A 17255-nucleotide genomic window follows, 5' to 3' on the forward strand; every position below is an offset into this window, starting at 1 on the left:
TTCCCCGGGGAAACCCGCCATCGGACCCGATCGAATGACCCGCGCCACGCCCGAAAAGATCCCCGAACAGTTCGACCTGTTCCTCCCTTATCTCGCCGACATGCCGCTGCGCGATCAGCGCGAGATGATGGAGCGGCCGTTCTTCAGCCTTGCGAAGACCAAGCGGCTCAAGCCGATCGACTATCGCAGTCCCGACGGCAAGCTGTGGGTCCATGTCTCCGCCAACGCCGATTACGGCATGGCGACGATCTGGGATGCCGACATCCTGATCTATTGCGCCAGCGTGCTGGCCGATATGGCGCGACGCGGCGTCAACGACGTACCGCGCAAGCTGCACCTGATGCCCTATGACCTGTTGCGCGCGATCGGGCGGCCGACGACCGGGCGCGCCTACGAGTTGCTCGGGCAGGCGCTCGATCGATTGGTGGCGACGACGATCAAGACCAATATCCGTGCCGAGAACCGGCGCGAGGCGACGTTCAGCTGGCTCGATGGCTGGACCCAGTTGGTCGATGAAAAGACCGAACGCTCGCGGGGCATGACGATCGAACTGTCGAACTGGTTCTGGGAAGGCGTGATGATGACCGGCGGCGTGCTGTCGATCGACCGCGCCTATTTCGATCTGACCGGCGGGCGGGAACGCTGGCTGTACCGGGTCGCGCGCAAACATGCCGGCGGTGCCGGCGAGGCGGGTTTCGCGATCTCGATGCCCACCCTGTTCGAAAAATCGGGTGCAGAGGGCCAGTATCGCCGCTTCAAATTCGAAATCGCGAAGATCGCCGAACGCGACGAGCTGCCGGGCTATTCGCTGACGCTGGAACAACCGGCCGAAAAGCGCGAGCCGCTGCTGCGGATGCGCCGCCGCGCCGGGGGTGCCGCGCGCACTACCGTCGTCGGCGCGCCCCCTGCCCCCGCCCCGGTCGCCACGCCCGCGCCGTCCCCCGAACGGACCGAGGAACTGGTCGATGCTGCCGCCCTGATCCGGGCGTCGATCAAGGGCCTCGCGAATCGCGCGACCGACGGTGAGATCACGCCGCAGACGCTGTCGCTGCTTCGCAATGAATGTCCGGGCTGGGATTACCAGACACTGCACGCCGAATTCCGCGCGTGGATCGAGGCCGACAGCACCCGGACCCCGGTCAGCTATCAGGCGGCGTTTATCGGCTATGTCCGGCGTTGGGATGCACAACACCGACATGAACTCGGCCGGTAACGGCGGGGCAACGTAGCGGCGAGGCCCCGCCCCCCGTTCTTTATACGGCCCTTTTAACGCATACCGCCTTCGCAATGCCGGGATCGGCAAACCCGTAGAACCCCTCAAACTGTCCCCGAAAGATCGACCACCCCCCGCACCCGCGTTCCCGAAGTGTCGTGCGGCCCACGCCCCCAACAGCCAGTTGCGCATGAAATTGAATATCCCCACCCCAATTGAACGTCCCCTACCCCCACCACTGAAGAATTGATTCAATCGGAGCGGTCGACCGGACGGTATCAAGGAGCCTTCGACACTCCGGGAACGCCGTTCGACCCTTTGGGAACGATGGACCGACACTTCGGGAACGTGACGGCCGATCTATCGGGAACGAAGCGTCGAACTTTCAGGAACGCGAACACGCACGCGACTCGTGGTTGTGAGCCGGTTGGGAAGCTTATTCCGCGCCCTTAACCTGCTAACCTTTCAATAAACCGTCTAACCATTTCGATGGCTTGATTTCAGGTTTTGAAAGGAGCAGCTCGACCAGCAGCAAGGCGTTTGCGGGTAAGGGGAGGGTGTTCGTACAGATCGCGCAACGCCCTGTACCGAAAGCGATTCCACCAACGCTGCCAGCGATGTTCGGCCGCATCGTGCAGGATATGGCATCGCTGGCACAATGCAGCGAGGTTGGCGGCAGCGTTGTTACTGGGATCATGGTCGAGATGCGCACAAGCCAGCACCACACGGGTCATGCGCACGCGGGCAAGAGACACACGAACGGTTGCGATCCGTCGTCCGCGTGGCGACCGCCAGCAACGCTCGTCGGCATCCCACCAGCGACCATCGCCCAGATGCGGCACCCGCGCCAGATGGGGCCGGCCACATCGCTCGCAGCGGCCCCCGGCACGATCGAACCGGATCGTCGCAGACAGCTGTGTCCAGTCGATCGGGTAGAGCCAGCGGTTTTCGGCACGGATCGGCATGTCGATTCTATGAGTCGGTCGCCCGCGAAAGGGAAGCGAAATGTTCCCGTCCTGTCCCGCACGCCCGGGCCTGCCAGACGATATCGACAGCCTCGACAGGCTTTGGCCCCGGCGCGGGCAGGGCAGTGGGGCCTTCACCCGCCGCATAGCGCCGGTCGTGCGCCGGGACGACGATCACCGGCGCATCGCCGAACTGGTCCGCGATGATCTCGACGATAAAGCCGCACGCCTCGACCCAGGCATGGCTTTCCCATCCACCGACTGCACGAAATCCGAACGACGCGGACGCGGGTTTCCGTTCGTCGGCAGGCGGGATGCCCGACCGCAGGACGCCGACGATGCCCTGTTCGGCGAGCAGGCGGACAACTAACAGGCTGCTACGGACACGGGTGTAGCGTGACGGCGGCGATGGCAACGGACCACCCAGTCCACATGCCATGCCGGCCATACCGGCTCGACGAACCGCCGCGCGGCGGTCGCCAGTCTGGATAGCCGGCGTTGCATTACCTCATAACCGGTCGAAATCGATCTCCCCATGCCGGTCGAGCGTCGCGTCGGCGGGGGGCAGGGGGTATTTCAGCCCGGTCGCGCAGTTGAACAGCACGACGTCCTCTTCGGCATCGACCTCGCCATCGCGCAGCGCCTGCCGATACGCCGCCAGCGTCGCGCCGCCCTCGGGACACAGCAGCAGGCCATCGCGCCGTGCACAATCGTCCACGGCCTTCAGGATCGCCGGGTCCCCCACCGCCAGCGCCTTGCCCCCCGACTCTCGCACCGCGCGCAGGATCAAAAAGTCGCCGACCGCGCGCGGAACGCGGATGCCGGCGGCGACGGTGTGTGCGTCTTCCCAGCGATCGGCATGGTCCTGTCCCGCCTCGAACGCACGGACGATCGGTGCGCAGCCAGCGGCCTGCACCGCATACATGCGCGGCCGCTCCGACCCGATCCAGCCCAGCGCCTCCAGCTCGTCAAAGGCTTTCCACATACCGATCAGGCCGGTACCGCCGCCGGTCGGGTAGAAGATCGCATCGGGCAACCGCCAGCCAAGCTGCGCGGCGAGTTCGAGGCCCATCGTCTTCTTGCCCTCGATCCGGTACGGTTCCTTCAGCGTCGAAAAGTCGAACCAGCGGCCCTCGGCAGCGCCCTTCGCGACGATCGCCCCGCAATCGTCGATCAGGCCGTTGACCCGCCAGACCCGGCTGCCCTGCGCCGCGATCTCACGGACGTTCACTTCGGGCGTATCTTCGGGGCAGAAGATGATCGTCTCGATCCCGCAGCGCGCGGCATAGGCGGCCAGCGCCGCGCCGGCATTGCCGTTGGTCGGCATGGCGATGCGGCGTACGCCCAGCTCTTTGGCCATCGCCACCGCCATCACCAGCCCGCGCGCCTTGAAACTGCCGGTCGGCAGGCGGCCCTCGTCCTTGACCAACACCCGCGCGCCCCCGGCGCGGGGGATGGGGATCAGCGGCGTCTCGATCTCGCCCAGGCTGACGATGTTCGCGGCATGGCGGACCGGCAGCAACTCGCGCCATCGCCACAGATCGGTATCGCGCGCCGCCAGCGTATCGCGCGACAGCGCCGCTCCGACCGCCGCAAGATCGTAACGGACCAGTAACGGCTTTCCGACCCGCGACAGATTTTGGAGCGTGTCGGCGTCATACCGCTCCCCGGTCATCGAGCATTCGAGATGGGTGACGAAGGTCGGGCGATCGGCGGTGAGATTATCGTGCATGGTCAGTATAGTAGCGACCGATCCGTCCGGGTCCATGCGTTCGGGCATTAACCTTTTGCGGCAAGCATATCCTCGACCGACATCCAGTGCTGCGGCCGGTTCGTCAATCAAGGCCAGTATCAGCGTACATATGGTCGATTTCGTACGATTTAGTCCGTGGCGAACTCAACCTGATTGAGTATTGACATAGTTAATACCACAGGATTGTTGGTAAATTATCCGATCCTGTCCCGGTTCCGGACAATCCGTATCGACCTGATACGAATGACTGAACGATGAAGTGCCCTCCCCTTCAGGAAGTACTTGCGACGATCGCGACCAGATGCGAAGCGCGGCCAACCGAACCGCCGGGGGACCATGGCGAGGGATCGGTGACGACACAGGGATGGACAAGATGGCAAGCGCGAACCCGATCATGTTGGACGGCAATCTGGGCGACTGGAGCGCACAGGACCGTATCGATCGCGGGCTCGAGGACGGCTATGCCATCTATGCTAGGAGCGATGGCGACGCGTTCGCCTTCGCGCTGAAGGTGCCGGGCACCGTCGGGATCAACACGACGGTCTGGCTGAATACCGATCGCAACGCGCAGACCGGCTACCAGATTTTCGGCTTTGCCGGCGGGGCCGAATATAGCGTCAATTTCGATGCCGACGGATCGGTCGCGCTGTACAAGGGCGCACCGGGTGCCGCCGCCGCGATCGCCAACCTGCAGGCGGTGTGGTCGGACGATCGCTCGACCGTCGAATTCCGCGTCGACAAGGCCGCGATCGGCAACCCGCAGGCGATCGATACGCTCTACGACGTCAATGATTCGGTGTTCCTGCCCGGCAGCTATTCCGCGCCGCCGTTCACGGTCTTCAACGATGCGGGCTTCGCCGTCGACCCGGCGCAGCGCGTCGCGATCGTATGGTCGGAAAGCACCGCCAACGCCTATTTCAGCAAGACCGCCTATTCGCAGTTGTTCATGTCGGTGCAGGCGCAGGCGATGCAGGCGGGCGTTCCGTTCGACATCCTGACCGAAGACGATCTGACCAGCCTCGCGACCGTCGCCAAATATGACTCGATCATCTTCCCTTCGTTCCGCAACGTCGACGCGACCAAGGTCGACGCCATCGCGCAGACGCTGGAACAGGCGACCAAGCAATACGGCATCGGCCTGATCGCGGCGGGCGAGTTCATGACCAACGACGCGGCGGGCAATGCGCTGGCCGGCGACAGCTATGCGCGCATGAAGCTGTTGTTCGACGCGACGCGCGTGACCGGCGGTTTCCCCGCCGACGTGACGATCAAGGCGACCGACGCGAGCGGCCTCGTGCTCGACGGCTATACCGACGGGCAAGTCGTTCATGATTACAAGCAGGTTGGCTGGAACGCGTTCAAGAGCGAGAGCGGCACCGGGCAGACGATCGCGACCGCGACCGTGAACGGCGAGACCTATTCGGCGGCGATCGCGACCCAGACCGGCGGTCGCAACGTGATCTTTTCGTCCGAAGCGGTCATGGCCGACGAAAACCTGCTGCAAAAGGCGATCGATTATTCGGTGCATGGCGGCGGGCTGTCGGTCGGGTTGCAGATGACCCGCAACACCGGCCTGTTCGCGTCGCGCGTCGACATGGACCAGAGCCAGGAACGCGACGAAGTGAAGCCCGAAGAGGGCGCGCCGGGCATCTATGACAAGATGATCCCGATCCTTGCCGAGTGGAAGGCGAAGTATAATTTCGTCGGCAGCTATTACGTCAATATCGGCAACGATCCGGCCAATGGCCAGGCGACCGACTGGGCAGTGTCGCTGCCCTATTACAAGCAGCTGATCGACATGGGGAACGAGATCGGCACCCACAGCTATACCCATCCGCACGACACCAACCTGCTGACCGACGAACAGATCAGGTTCGAATTCGGCCAGAGCCGTGCAGAGCTGGAAGCCAAGCTGAGCGACTATCTCGGCCGGACCGTGTCGGTCGGCGGCGCAGCGGTTCCGGGCGCGCCCGAACAGATCGCGACGTCGCAGGAAATCCTGAAGTACGTGCAATATCTGTCGGGCGGCTATTCGGGCGTCGGTGCCGGCTATCCCAACGCCATCGGCTATATGAACCCGGCCAATGCCGCATCGAACCAGGTCTATATCGCGCCGAACACCTCGTTCGATTTCTCGCTGATGGAATTCCAGAAGAAGACCGTCGCCGAAGCCGAAGCGGTGTGGGCCAAGGAACTGGCCAATCTGACCGGCAATGCCGATGCGCCGATCATCGTGTGGCCGTGGCATGATTACGGTCCCACCACCTGGGCGATCGACAACGACGGCAACCCCACCAACGCCGGCAGCCCCTATGTCCGGTCGATGTTCGACAATTTCGTCGCGGCGGCAGCGGCCAAGGGCGTCGAGTTCGTGACGCTGGCCGATCTCGCCAACCGCGTGAACGCGTTCGACAAGGCGCAGGTCGTCAGCAGCGTCGTCGGCAACACCATCACCGCGTCGGTCTCGTCGTCGATGGGCAGCGGCCTGTTCGCGCTCGATGTCGACGGGCAAAAGGCGGGGCAGGTGATCCAGAGCGTCAAGGGCTGGTACGCCTATAACGACGACAAGCTATTCCTGCCGGCCAAGGGCGGCAGCTTCGACATCACCATGGGCGCGAAGGCCGACGACGTCACCCACATCACCCAGCTGCCGATGCGCGCATCGCTCGAAACGCTGTCGGGCGACGGCAGCGACCTGTCGTTCACCGTGGCGGGCGAGGGCAAGGTCGTGATCGACCTGAAGGCGCCGGGCACCAACTGGATCACCGTCGAGGGCGGCACGCTGGACTCGCTGGTGGGTGAGATCGCGACGATCGACATCGGTACGATCGGCACCCACGCCGTCAAGGTGACGCAGGTCGTCAATGTCGGTCCGACGATCACCTCGTTCGGCGGCGGCGATGCGGTGTGGCTGCCGGCATTGGCCGAAAACAGCATGGCGGTCGCCACGATCACCGCCACCGACGCCAATGTCGCGCAAGGCGACCGAGTCCGCTATTCGATCGAAGCGGGTCGCGAAGGGGCGCTGTTCACGATCGACGCGACGACCGGCGTGCTCAGCTTCATCAAGGCTCCCGATTTCGAAAACCCGCAGGATTCGGATCGCAACAACATCTATGACGTGAACGTGGTCGCCACCGACGCGCGCGGCATGGTCGACAAGCAGATGGTCTATGTCACGGTCAAGAACGTGACCGAACAGACCGGCGGTCCCGTCATCACCTCGTCCGGCGGCGGCAGCTGGGGCAGCATGGCGCTGAACGAGAATATGACGCTGGTCGGCACGGTCACCGCGACCGATCCCGACCTGCGCGACGGCGATGTCATTCGCTATTCGATCGCGCCGGGTGGCGAGGGATCGCTGTTCACGATCGACGCCGATACCGGCGTGCTGAAGTTCGCGGCGGCACCCGATTTCGAAACCGCCCGCGATTCGAACCGCGACAACATCTACGACGTCAACGTCGTCGCCACCGACTCGTTCGGCGCGACGTCGCGGCAGTTGCTGTGGGTCTATGTGAACAATGTGAAGGAGCAGACCGGCGGTCCGACCATCACGTCGGCGGGCGGCGGCGATCGCGGTTCGATCACGGTCCTCGAAAACGGCGCGACCGTCGGCACGGTCACCGCAACCGATCCCGACGTCCGCGACGGCGATGTCGTCCGCTATTCGATCGCGCCGGGTGGCGAGGGGGCGTTGTTCAGCATTGACGCGACGACCGGTGTCCTGAAGTTCAACACCGCGCCCGATTACGAAAACGCGCAGGATGCCAACCGCGACAATATCTACGACGTCACCGTCGTCGCCACCGACGCCAATGGCGTGACCGACCGGCAGATGCTGTCGGTGACGGTGAAGGACGTCGCCGGACTGAACCAGATCGGCACGCTGCGCGACGACGCGATGAACGGCACCGGCGAGGGCGATACGCTCGACGGCAGCTGGGGGCATGACGTCCTGAACGGTTTCGGCGGGAACGACCAGCTGACCGGCGGCTATGGCAACGACATGTTGAACGGCGGCGACGGCAACGACACGCTGATCGGCAATGATGGCAAGGACATTCTCGACGGCGGCAATGGCAACGACCTGCTGATCGGCGGCGACGATCGCGATGTGATGACCGGCGGGGCAGGGCGCGATGTGTTCCGTTTCGAACGGGAGGGCGATACCCTCACCTCGTCCGGCCTGCGCGACGTCATCACCGATTTCCGCGCCGGCGAGGACAAGATCGACCTGTCGGCGATCGACGCCAACATCTCGATATTCGCCCGGGGCGATCAGGCATTTGCCTTCATCGGCGAAAATGGCCGTTTCTCGGGCGGAGGACAGCTTCGCTATCGCTACGAAATGTCGGGCGGCAACGAATACACCGTCGTCGAGGGCACGACCTTCGGCAAGTCGGCCGATTTCTCGATCGCGTTGTTCGGGCATCACGTTCTGACGTCGGGTGATTTCTTTCTGTAAGGGATTGCCGGGCTAGGAAGCGTCGTCGGGGGCGCAAATGGCGGGAATCGGATTCAAACTGGCACAGGTTGCGCGCGAAGGCGGCGTCGGCGGTATCGTCGGCGCCGCTGCGCATGGTGCCGTCATCAGCGCGGGGCCGTGGTTGATGACCGCGGTCGCGATGGGGCTGCTCGAACGCTGGGCGGCGGTGCATCTGACGTCGGCCAACGGCATGATCCTGCAAACGGTGCTGATCTATGCCTTCAGCCTGTCGGCGCTGGCCGCGGCACCGATCGGTATCGTCGCGACGCGACTGGTCGCCGATCGCATTTTCGCGCGCGACGCGGCCGGGATACCGGGGATCGTCCTGCTGGCACTGGCGGCGGGCGGCGTGATCGGGCTGGCGGCGGGGGCATTGCTGTTCGGCGTGCTGGGACGATTGCCGTTCGCGCAGGCACTGGCCGCGAGCGTGGCGCTCGCGTGGCTGGCGCAGATTTGGATCGCGGGACCGATGCTGACCGCGCTCGACCGCTATCGCGCGGTGCCGGTCGCCTATCTCATCGGGACCGGCGTCGCGGCGGGCACGCTGTGGCTCTGGCCGCAGCGCGAGCTGGTCGGGGTGTTGCTGGTCGTGACCGGCGGCATCGGCCTCACGCTGGCGGCGATCCTGCTGGTGCTGCGCCGCCATTTCGCGGGCGACGTGGTGTTGCCGACACGCGATGCGATGCACCCGCGCCTTGCGCTCATCATCGCGCTGGCCGGCATTGCCGGGGTCGCCGCGATCTGGATCGACAAATGGATCTTGTGGTTCGGCCCGGCGAGCCGGGTCGCGATCGGCGCGCTGCGGCTCAACCCGATCAACGACGGAGGCAGTTTCCTCGGCCTGCTGACGATCGTACCGGGGCTGACGCTGTTGCTGATCGTCACCGAAACCCGGTTCGACCGCGCGTTCGGCAGCATGTTGGCGCGCTGCACCGGCACCTCGACGCTGGAGCGGATCGAGGAGGCGCGCGGCGAGGTCGTCCGGGTGATGGGGGACAGCCTGCGCCTGCTGGTGCTGGCGCAGATGCTGATCGCCGCCTTCGCGTGGGTACTGGCGGTGCCGTTGTTCGATGCGATCGGTGCCGATGTCCGCGCGATCTTCGCCTTTCGTCAGACGTCGGCGGGGGCGGTGTTCCACCTCGTGGTGATCGCGACGACGGTGGTGCTGGCCTATTACGACCTGTTCGGACGCATTCTGGTCACCTGGGCCAGCTTCGCCCTCGCCAGCGCGCTTGCTACGCTCGTCCAGTTCGATGCCGGTTTCGCGGCCTTTGGCTGGGGCTATATGGCCGGGGCAGTGGTGGGGGCGTTCGTCGGCCTCGCGCTGGTCGCGGAGGCAAGCACGAATATGACCTATCTGTTGTTCGTCGGAAACAATCCGGCGGTGGTCGGCCATGGTGGTCGCTGGCTATGATCGGCCGCAGGCAGGCGATGGCGATGGGCGCGGGCGCGGTGGGGCTGACGCTCGGGTTGCGCGGCGCGACGTCGGGACAGGTGCGCAGCGCGGGCGATGGCGATGCGGCGCTGCGCTGGGCGGTTGATTATGGCCCCGCGACCGATCCGGTCCTCGCCAGACGCTATCAGCTGCTGGTCCTCGAACCGCATCATCCGCGCCCCATCGCGCCGTTGCGCGGCGAGGGAGCGGTGCTGCTCGGCTATGTCAGTCTGGGCGAGGTCGAGAAGCGGCGGCCCTATTTCGCGGCGCTCGACCGGGCCGGGGCGCTCGGCATCGCCAATCCCGACTGGCCCGATGCGCGCCGTGCCGATCTGCGCCATCCGGCATGGACCGCGACGGTGCTGGACCAGATCGTCCCGCAAATACTGAAACTTGGCTATGACGGAATCTTCATCGATACCATGGATAATGCCGAGGCGATGGAACGGCAGGACCCCCTCGGTGCAAAGGATATGGTGGCGGCGGGCGCGCGCCTGATCGTCGCGATCCGGGAACGTTTTCCCGGAATCCGGATCATGCTCAACCGCGGCTACGCCCTGCTCGACCGGGTCGCGCCGTCGATCGATTATGTGCTGGGCGAATCGATGGCGTCGCGCTGGAACTTCGCGACCAAGCGCTACGACATGCTGTCCGACAGCGACTGGCAGTGGCAGGCCGACCGGCTGCGCGCGGCCAAAGCGATCAACCCGGCGCTGGTCGTGACCACGCTCGACTACTGGGACATGGCCGATCGCGGGCCGGTGGCCAAACTCTATGCCCGCGAACGCGCGGCGGGGTTTGCGCCCTATGTCTCGACGCTGGCGCTCGACCGGTTGTGGCCGGAGCCGACCGGATGAGGGCCGGCGACCAGCGCTGGCTGGCGATAGGCGTGCCGATGGCCGCGGGCGGGGCGGCGCTGGCCGCCGCGATCCTGCTGTTGCCCGGCCGGACCGAAATCCTGCATGTCGAGCGCCGCGCCCATCCGGTGACGGTGTCGATCGCGCTGCCGCCGCCGATGCCGTCGCCCGCGCCGTCGGCGGGACCGCAGCTGCCGGCGCTGGCCGATACGATCAAGCGCGCCGATGCCGCCGAGCTCGCCACGCTGACCGCGCAATTGCAGGCGGCGGGGCAGAAGGTCACGACGCTGCAGGTCGCCTATGACCTGAAGGCCGCCGGTCGCGGCACGGTCGCGCTCGCCTATCTGGCGGCACGGCCCGACGGCACGGTCGCCGGGACGTGGCCGCTGCGCATCGACCTGCTGGCGGAGGCGGGGCAGCGCGATGCCGCGGCGAAGCTGTTCGAAGCGGCGAGGGGCGTGCCGGGGCCGGCGATCGTCGCCGCCGCCTATACGCTCGAACGGCCCGACCTGCTGGTCGCCGCCGCCGAACGCGGCGCGATCCCGCGTCCCGATGCCGCGTTGTCGCTCGACCTTGCCCGCCGGTTGGAACGGGCGGGGCAGGGGGCGTGGATCGCGCGGCTCGCCCGGGTCGGCAGCGACTGGCGCGCCGGTGATCCGTGGCTGGCGATCCGCGTCGCGCAGGCGGCAGGCGACCAGCGCGCGGCGCTGGCGGCGGCGGGGCTGCTGCCCGGCGATCAGCGCGATGCCGCGCGCGAAGCGATCCTGACCCGTGCCGGCGACCGGGCGGGGCTGCGGCAGATGCTGCTTGCCCGTGCGCAGGTGCCGGGTACCGATCCGCTGCCGATCGCCGAGCAATTGCTGGCGGCGGGGGCACGCGACGATGCGGTCGGCGTGCTGGCGGCGGCGGTCGGGCAGGGTGGCCCCGACGGCCCGGCGGCGCGGCGGCTGCTCTATCTGCTCGGTCCGCGCCCCCACCAGAGCGACGTCGCATGGTTGCGGCAGCGCACCCTGAGCGGCGCGCCGGCGCAGCAGCTCGACTGGATCGCCGCCTATGCCGATCGCGACCGGCCGGGCGATGCGGCCGCGTTCCTCGCGCGCCATCCGCTGGCCGATCGCACGCCGGTGCTGCTCGAACGGTTGCGGCTCGCGCAGGCGACGGGGGACGATTCCGCCGGGCGCACGGTGCTGGCCCGGCTGTTCGACGGACGCGCGCTGTCCGCCGATGCGGTGCGCGCGGCGGGCGACGCGATGCCGCGCAGGCCCGACCCGGCCCAGCTCGCCGCGCTGCTCCGTGCCCGCGTCGCCACCGGCATCGCTGCGCCGCGCGACCGGATGGATCTGGCGTGGAGCGCGTGGAATGCCGGCGATGCGCCGCGCACGGTGCAGATCCTGCGCGACTATCTGGCGACGCAGGGCGACGATCTGCCCGCGCTGCGGCTGATGGCCGATGCGCAGGCCCGGATCGGCGGCGACCGCGCGGCGCGGCCATGGCTCGAAAAGGCGCTGGCCAAAACGCCCGGCGACAGCCGCGCCGCCGCCGAATTGCTCGACCGGCTCGGCCGTCGGCGCGAAGCGGTGGCGCTGGTCGAACGCCTGCGACAGGCGACACCGAACGACCGGCAACTGGTCGCGCTCCACGCCCGGCTGCTGATCGCCGATGGCCAGCCCGGGCGCGCCCGCATGGTGTTATCGCAACAATGATCGCCGCGCTGGTCCTGATCGCGGGCATTGCCGGCCCGGTGCTGCGCGTGCCGCCGGCGATCCTTGCCGATGGCGAGGTCGCGGGCGGCGATCCACAGCTGGTGTGGCCCGTCGGCACGACGCTAAGCGTCGAGGGCGATGGCGGCGAGATCGTCGTTCGCGCCGACCGTCCGATCGACGACCGAGCGATCAACCGGTTTCGCGATGCCGCCGGCGACGCGATCGGCGATCTGCGCTGGAACGATGACAGCCTTGTGCTGCGCCCCGCCGCCGGACGCACCCTGCGCTGGCGGCATAGCGATAATCGCATGACGATCGGCTTCACGCCGGGCGACGACGCGCCGGTCGCGGCGGTGGCGCAGGACGCCACCGACCTCGACCCGCAACTGCTGACGATCGAGGCCGATGTCGCCGCTGGCTATCCGGGCGAGGGCCGCCGTCGTGCGGAGACGCTGGCGACACAGCATCCGGCCGACCGGCGCGTGATCCGCATCCTCGCCGACGCCCGCAGCGCCGATGGCGACGCCGCCGGTGCGACCCGGCTCTATCGCCGCCTCGGCGCGACCGACCGCACCGCACGGCGCGCCGCCGCCTTCGCCCCCGGCGCGGCATCGGCCAGCGTGACGCTGCGCGACGGCAGCGACCTGTCGCAGATCGAGAGCGCCGCGCGCGTCGATGTCGCGCTGACCGATCGCACGACGGTCGGCGGTGGCGTGCGCCATATCGCCAGCACCATCGGCGACGACCATCGCGGATCGACCGTCGCCGAAGCCGGTGCCACCGTCCGCGTTGGCGACGAAGCCCGGATGCAGGCGGTGCTGGCCGGTGCCCTCGACAGCGGCGTCACCGGTGGCGGGGTGCGCTATGCCGCCGGTTCGGCGGAGGGACAGTGGCGCGCCGGGCTGACGCTGCATCAGCCCGATTATTCGACCCGCGAACAGGCGATCGACGATGGCTGGCTGTCGCGCGTTTCCGCAGGAGCCACCTATCGCATCGCGCCGGGGCTGGTGGGGCAGGTCGATGTCGGTGGCAATCGCTATGGCATTGCGGGCGAGGGTGGGGCGGTCGACACGATCACCCTGGCCGGCGGGCTCGACTATATCCGGCGGCGCGGCGGCTTCGCCTTCGGCCTGACCTATCGGTTGGAGGCCGAATATGTGCAGCGCCTGCGTGGGCAAATCGATTTCGCGACGCGCGAAAACCACACGGTGCAGGGGCTGGTGAGCGGCGCGATCGGCGAAGCGCAGCTGACCGGCCTCGCCGGATGGACGGTCGACCGCTTCGGCGGCGACGGTCCCAATGCCAGCCTCGGGCTGGCGCTGCCGATCGGCACCGCCTGGCGGGTCGAGGGGAGCGGCGGGATCAGCTCGGTCACGCGGCCGGGCTTTGCGGGGCAACAGATGTTCGCGCGCGCGGGCGTGACGCGCGGCCTGGGGAACGGGCGATGAGTGCAGGACGTCACCGGTCGCTGCGGATTGCCATGGAACTGGCGGCGGGCTTCGGGGTGCTGATCGCGCTCGACCGGCTGCTGCTGGGCGGCACGGCCTTTACCGGCGTCGATCCCAATCCGCTGTGGCTGCCGGTGGTGGTCATGGCGCTGGCCTATGGCACCTTTCCCGCGCTGGCGGCGGCGGGCATCGCCAGCGGGCTGTGGCTGGCGATCGGACACGAACCGGGCGTCGAGCGCGATTATCTCGATCACCTGCTGCACCTGTCGCTGCCGCCGCTGCTGTGGTTCATGGCGGCGGTGGCGATCGGCGAGGTGACGATGGTGCGCGCCCAGCGGCTCGTCCGGCTCGAACGGACCAAGAATACCGCGCGGCGCAACGTCGTCCGGCTGACCGAAGCGTTCCACCGTCTGGTCCATACCAACCGCGCGTTGCAGGTGCAGGTCGCGACCGACGACCGCAGCATCGGCCATGTCATCGCCACCGCCGCGCGTCTGGGCGATGTCGACCCGGCCGAACGCCGCGCCGCCATGGTGGCGCTGATCGCGCTCGCCGCGCACACCCGCGACTTCACCTGTTACCGGGTGGTCGGCGGCGAGGCGCGGGCATGGTTGCGCGGCGACGCGGCACAGGCGCGCGCCGACACGCTGCCGCCGCCGCTCCTGCTGATGGCGCGGCGCGGCGATGCGATCCATGTCGGCCGCGCATCGGATCGTGCCGCGCTGGTCGGGGTCGGCGTCGCCGCCCTGCCGCTGATCGACGGCGATGGCGACCGCGTGGTCGGCATGCTGGTGCTGCACGACCTGCCGTTCGAGGCGCTGGGCGCGCATCTGCTGGCCGAACTGACCGAAATCTGTCGCTGGCTGGTGCCGCTGCTGATCGACGAACCGCGTCGCCCCGCGATGCTGGCGGTCCGATCGCCCGGAAAGGTCGCATGATGCGCGCGATCGTCGCGCTGGCGGTGGCCGACGTGGCGATGCTGGCTTCGGCGCCGGTCTGGCCCGGCCCCGTGTTGCTGATCGGCCATATCGGCTGTTCGATCGCGGCGATCGTGCTGCGGCTGCGCGACGGTTGCGCATTGCGGTTCAGCGCGATCGTCTTCGGCATGATCGCTCCGGCGGCGTTGCTGGCGGGCGAATGGGCGAGCCGCACGCTGCCCGACGACGATCGTCCGCCGGCCCCGCTGCCCGAACCGGTCGTCCGGTCGGGCAAGGCGCAACGCGGGGCCAAGCTAACCGTCGCGCGAATGCTCGACGGCCGCGTGCTCCATGCCGACCCCGACGCGTTGCACTCGCTGGTCACGATCATGCGCCACGGACAGGTCGCCGAACGGCGGCGCGCGCTGGAAACGGTGGTGCGCTCGTTTCAGCCGTCGCTCTCGCCACTGATCGCGCTGGCGCTGACCGATGGCGATCAGACGATCCGCGCGCTCGCCGCCGCCGCATCGGCGCGCATCGTGCAGAATCTGGCGACCGGCCGCGCCGCGCTCGAATCGGCGAGCGGGCCGGAACGCGATGCGGCGCTGGCGGCGATGCTCGCCGATCATGCGCGCGGCAACGTGCTGTTGTCCGATACGCAGCGCGCGCATCTGCGCGCCGACGCGCTCGGCCTGATCGGCGACGACCCGCTCGACCCGACCCGGATCGAGGCGCTGTGGGCGGCGGGCGACTATGCCGCGATCGACGCGATCGTCGAACAGGTGCCGGTCGATGCCAGCGCGCATGATCGCGTCGCCCGTGCGACCGGATGGTGGCGCGAGCAGACGATCGGGCAGCATCCGTGAACGCGCGGATCAACCCCGGCCCGCCCGCCGATATCTGCCTGATCGTCGAAGGGGCGTATCCGTACGTCGTCGGCGGCGTATCGGGATGGTTGCAGGACCTGATCACCCACCTGCCCGAAATCCGCTTCGCCATCGTCGCGATCAAGCCATCGTCGGCACCGCTCGCGATGCAGCTGACCCCGCCCGACAATGTCGTCGAACTGGTCGAGATCGCGCTGGCCCCCGAAGCGACGATGCCGCGCGGCTATCCGGCGGCGCAGGCGGTGGCGATCGCCGACGCGCTGATCGATTTCGTCGACGGGGGCGGGGCGGGGACGCTCGGCACGCTGATCGCGCTGATCGACGGTGTCGGACGCCCGCTGACGCCGGGCGACATCCTCGCCCATCCCGCGACCTTCGCACGGTTGCGCCGCCATTATCAGGCGCTGTTGCCCAAGGCGTCGTTCCACCATTATTTCTGGGCGATGCGCGTCCTGCTCGGCGGGCTGCTCGCGGTGCTGACCGCGCCGCTGCCCCACGCGCGCGCCTATCACACCATTTCGACCGGGTTCGCCGGCCTGCTGGCGGCGCGAGCGGCACAGGTCAGCGGCCGGCCCGGCTTCATCACCGAACATGGCATCTATCTGCTCGAACGACAGATCGAGGTGATGATGGCCGAATGGATCGGCGATCAGGTCGATACCGGGCTCGCCATGGACCGCACCGTCAACGATCTGCGCGACCTGTGGGTGCGCGCCTTCACCAGCTATGCCAGTGCCTGTTACGATGCCTGCGATCCGATCGTCGCGCTGTACGGCGACAACAATGCGGTGCAGCGGCGACTGGGCGCGGCGACCGACCGGGTGCGGGTGATCCCCAACGGCATCGACGCACGGCGTTTCTCGCACCTCGCCGATGCCCGCGATCCCGACCATCCGCTGGTGGCGCTGCTCGGGCGGGTGGTGCCGATCAAGGACATCAAGACCTTCGTCCGCGCCTGCGCCATCGCCCATGTGCAGAAACCGCATCTGCGCTTCGTCGTGCTGGGGCCGGAGGACGAAGACCGCGAATATGCCGCCGAATGCAACCAGCTGGTCGCCGATCTCGGGCTGAACGATGTCCTGCATTTCGCCGGGCGGGTGCGGATCGAGGATTGGATGAACCGCATCGATCTGCTGGTGCTGACCAGCCTGTCCGAAGCGCAACCGCTGGTGATATTGGAAGGGGGGGCGTGCGGCATCCCGGTCGTCGCCCCCGATGTCGGCAGTTGCCGCGAGATGATCGAGGGGCGTGGGGCCCACGATCCCGGCCATGGCGGCATCGTCACGCCGCTGGTCAATCCGCAGGCGACCGCGGCGGGCATCTGCGCCATCGCCGGCGAACCGGCGGTACGCTGGGAAATGGGAGAGGCGATGCGCCGCCGGGTGCTGCGCGATTACGATCACCCGACGATCATCGGGTCCTATCGTGCGCTCTATGGGGACTTGATCGGGCGGTAGAGGTTGGCGCCTCTCCACCCAAACCCGTTCGGTTCGATCCGCTGCGAGCGAAGTCGAGAAGCGTCGGTCGAGAACGGCCCGCCTGGGGCGCTGCCTTCTCGACTTCGGTTCTCGACAGGCTCGAACCTGCG

The 17255-nt window shown here is 67.6% G+C and carries 12 protein-coding genes; 9 read left to right on the plus strand and 3 right to left on the minus strand.

Translation table 11 applies throughout. The features are described 5' to 3' along the window. Positions 1 to 34: 34 nt before the first annotated feature. Positions 35 to 1213, plus strand: coding sequence for a replication initiator protein A (locus ASE91_RS09585; RefSeq protein WP_056625508.1), 1179 nt, complete (start codon positions 35 to 37; stop codon positions 1211 to 1213). 500 nt (positions 1214 to 1713) lie between these two features. Here ASE91_RS09585 and ASE91_RS18775 read toward each other — a convergent pair whose 3' ends face one another. The 3 genes from ASE91_RS18775 to ASE91_RS09595 form a co-directional block, all read right to left on the minus strand. After that, positions 1714 to 2178 carry a hypothetical protein gene (locus ASE91_RS18775; RefSeq protein WP_082453940.1) on the minus strand — a complete coding sequence of 155 codons (465 nt, stop codon included), beginning with the start codon at positions 2176 to 2178 and terminating at the stop codon, positions 1714 to 1716. Positions 2179 to 2185: 7 nt separating this feature from the next. Further along, positions 2186 to 2617, minus strand: a complete 432-nt coding sequence (locus ASE91_RS09590; protein WP_156357764.1) for a hypothetical protein — start codon at positions 2615 to 2617, stop codon at positions 2186 to 2188. A 69-nt stretch (positions 2618 to 2686) separates the two neighbouring features. Then, positions 2687 to 3910, minus strand: a complete 1224-nt coding sequence (locus ASE91_RS09595; RefSeq protein WP_056625515.1) for a threonine synthase — start codon at positions 3908 to 3910, stop codon at positions 2687 to 2689. A 394-nt stretch (positions 3911 to 4304) separates the two neighbouring features. Here ASE91_RS09595 and ASE91_RS09600 point away from each other — a divergent pair, with 394 nt between their 5' ends. Genes ASE91_RS09600 through pelF form a run of 8 tightly spaced genes read left to right on the plus strand, consistent with a single transcriptional unit; the run spans position 4305 to position 17124 of the window. Next, complete coding sequence (locus tag ASE91_RS09600) at positions 4305 to 8399, plus strand: cadherin domain-containing protein (RefSeq protein ID WP_082453955.1); 4095 nt, start codon at positions 4305 to 4307, stop codon at positions 8397 to 8399. Between the two features lie 37 nt (positions 8400 to 8436). Continuing rightward, positions 8437 to 9834 (plus strand): exopolysaccharide Pel transporter PelG, encoded by a 1398-nt coding sequence (pelG, locus tag ASE91_RS09605; protein ID WP_056625521.1) that lies wholly within the window; start codon positions 8437 to 8439, stop codon positions 9832 to 9834. Continuing rightward, positions 9831 to 10712, plus strand: a complete 882-nt coding sequence (locus ASE91_RS09610) for an endo alpha-1,4 polygalactosaminidase (RefSeq protein WP_056625523.1) — start codon at positions 9831 to 9833, stop codon at positions 10710 to 10712. The genes pelG and ASE91_RS09610 overlap by 4 nt, the downstream gene beginning before the upstream one ends. Further along, on the plus strand, positions 10709 to 12415 hold the full coding sequence (locus tag ASE91_RS09615) for a hypothetical protein (RefSeq protein ID WP_156357765.1): 1707 nt from the start codon (positions 10709 to 10711) through the stop codon (positions 12413 to 12415). Before ASE91_RS09610 ends, ASE91_RS09615 begins: the two co-directional genes overlap by 4 nt. Further along, the gene (locus ASE91_RS09620) at positions 12412 to 13863 is read left to right on the plus strand and encodes a hypothetical protein (RefSeq protein ID WP_056625529.1); all 1452 of its coding nucleotides are present in this window, start codon (positions 12412 to 12414) and stop codon (positions 13861 to 13863) included. The genes ASE91_RS09615 and ASE91_RS09620 overlap by 4 nt, the downstream gene beginning before the upstream one ends. After that, positions 13860 to 14801 (plus strand): hypothetical protein, encoded by a 942-nt coding sequence (locus ASE91_RS09625; protein WP_156357766.1) that lies wholly within the window; start codon positions 13860 to 13862, stop codon positions 14799 to 14801. Before ASE91_RS09620 ends, ASE91_RS09625 begins: the two co-directional genes overlap by 4 nt. Then, complete coding sequence (locus tag ASE91_RS09630) at positions 14798 to 15646, plus strand: hypothetical protein (RefSeq protein WP_056625536.1); 849 nt, start codon at positions 14798 to 14800, stop codon at positions 15644 to 15646. The genes ASE91_RS09625 and ASE91_RS09630 overlap by 4 nt, the downstream gene beginning before the upstream one ends. After that, complete coding sequence (pelF, locus tag ASE91_RS09635) at positions 15643 to 17124, plus strand: GT4 family glycosyltransferase PelF (protein WP_235530402.1); 1482 nt, start codon at positions 15643 to 15645, stop codon at positions 17122 to 17124. The genes ASE91_RS09630 and pelF overlap by 4 nt, the downstream gene beginning before the upstream one ends. Positions 17125 to 17255 lie beyond the last annotated feature (131 nt).

The organism is Sphingomonas sp. Leaf62 (assembly GCF_001421915.1).
GTDB lineage: Bacteria > Pseudomonadota > Alphaproteobacteria > Sphingomonadales > Sphingomonadaceae > Sphingomonas.

What these genes read in the sequence shown, in the direction of transcription:
- ASE91_RS09625 (WP_156357766.1), top strand. Translation starts at nt 13,860, where the DNA reads ATGAGTGCAGGACGTCACCGGTCGCTGCGGATTGCCATGGAACTGGCG.
- pelG (WP_056625521.1), top strand. Translation starts at nt 8,437, where the DNA reads ATGGCGGGAATCGGATTCAAACTGGCACAGGTTGCGCGCGAAGGCGGC.
- ASE91_RS09590 (WP_156357764.1), bottom strand. Translation starts at nt 2,617, where the DNA reads ATGGCATGTGGACTGGGTGGTCCGTTGCCATCGCCGCCGTCACGCTAC.
- ASE91_RS09615 (WP_156357765.1), top strand. Translation starts at nt 10,709, where the DNA reads ATGAGGGCCGGCGACCAGCGCTGGCTGGCGATAGGCGTGCCGATGGCC.
- ASE91_RS18775 (WP_082453940.1), bottom strand. Translation starts at nt 2,178, where the DNA reads ATGCCGATCCGTGCCGAAAACCGCTGGCTCTACCCGATCGACTGGACA.
- ASE91_RS09610 (WP_056625523.1), top strand. Translation starts at nt 9,831, where the DNA reads ATGATCGGCCGCAGGCAGGCGATGGCGATGGGCGCGGGCGCGGTGGGG.
- ASE91_RS09620 (WP_056625529.1), top strand. Translation starts at nt 12,412, where the DNA reads ATGATCGCCGCGCTGGTCCTGATCGCGGGCATTGCCGGCCCGGTGCTG.
- ASE91_RS09585 (WP_056625508.1), top strand. Translation starts at nt 35, where the DNA reads ATGACCCGCGCCACGCCCGAAAAGATCCCCGAACAGTTCGACCTGTTC.
- ASE91_RS09595 (WP_056625515.1), bottom strand. Translation starts at nt 3,910, where the DNA reads ATGCACGATAATCTCACCGCCGATCGCCCGACCTTCGTCACCCATCTC.
- ASE91_RS09630 (WP_056625536.1), top strand. Translation starts at nt 14,798, where the DNA reads ATGATGCGCGCGATCGTCGCGCTGGCGGTGGCCGACGTGGCGATGCTG.
- ASE91_RS09600 (WP_082453955.1), top strand. Translation starts at nt 4,305, where the DNA reads ATGGCAAGCGCGAACCCGATCATGTTGGACGGCAATCTGGGCGACTGG.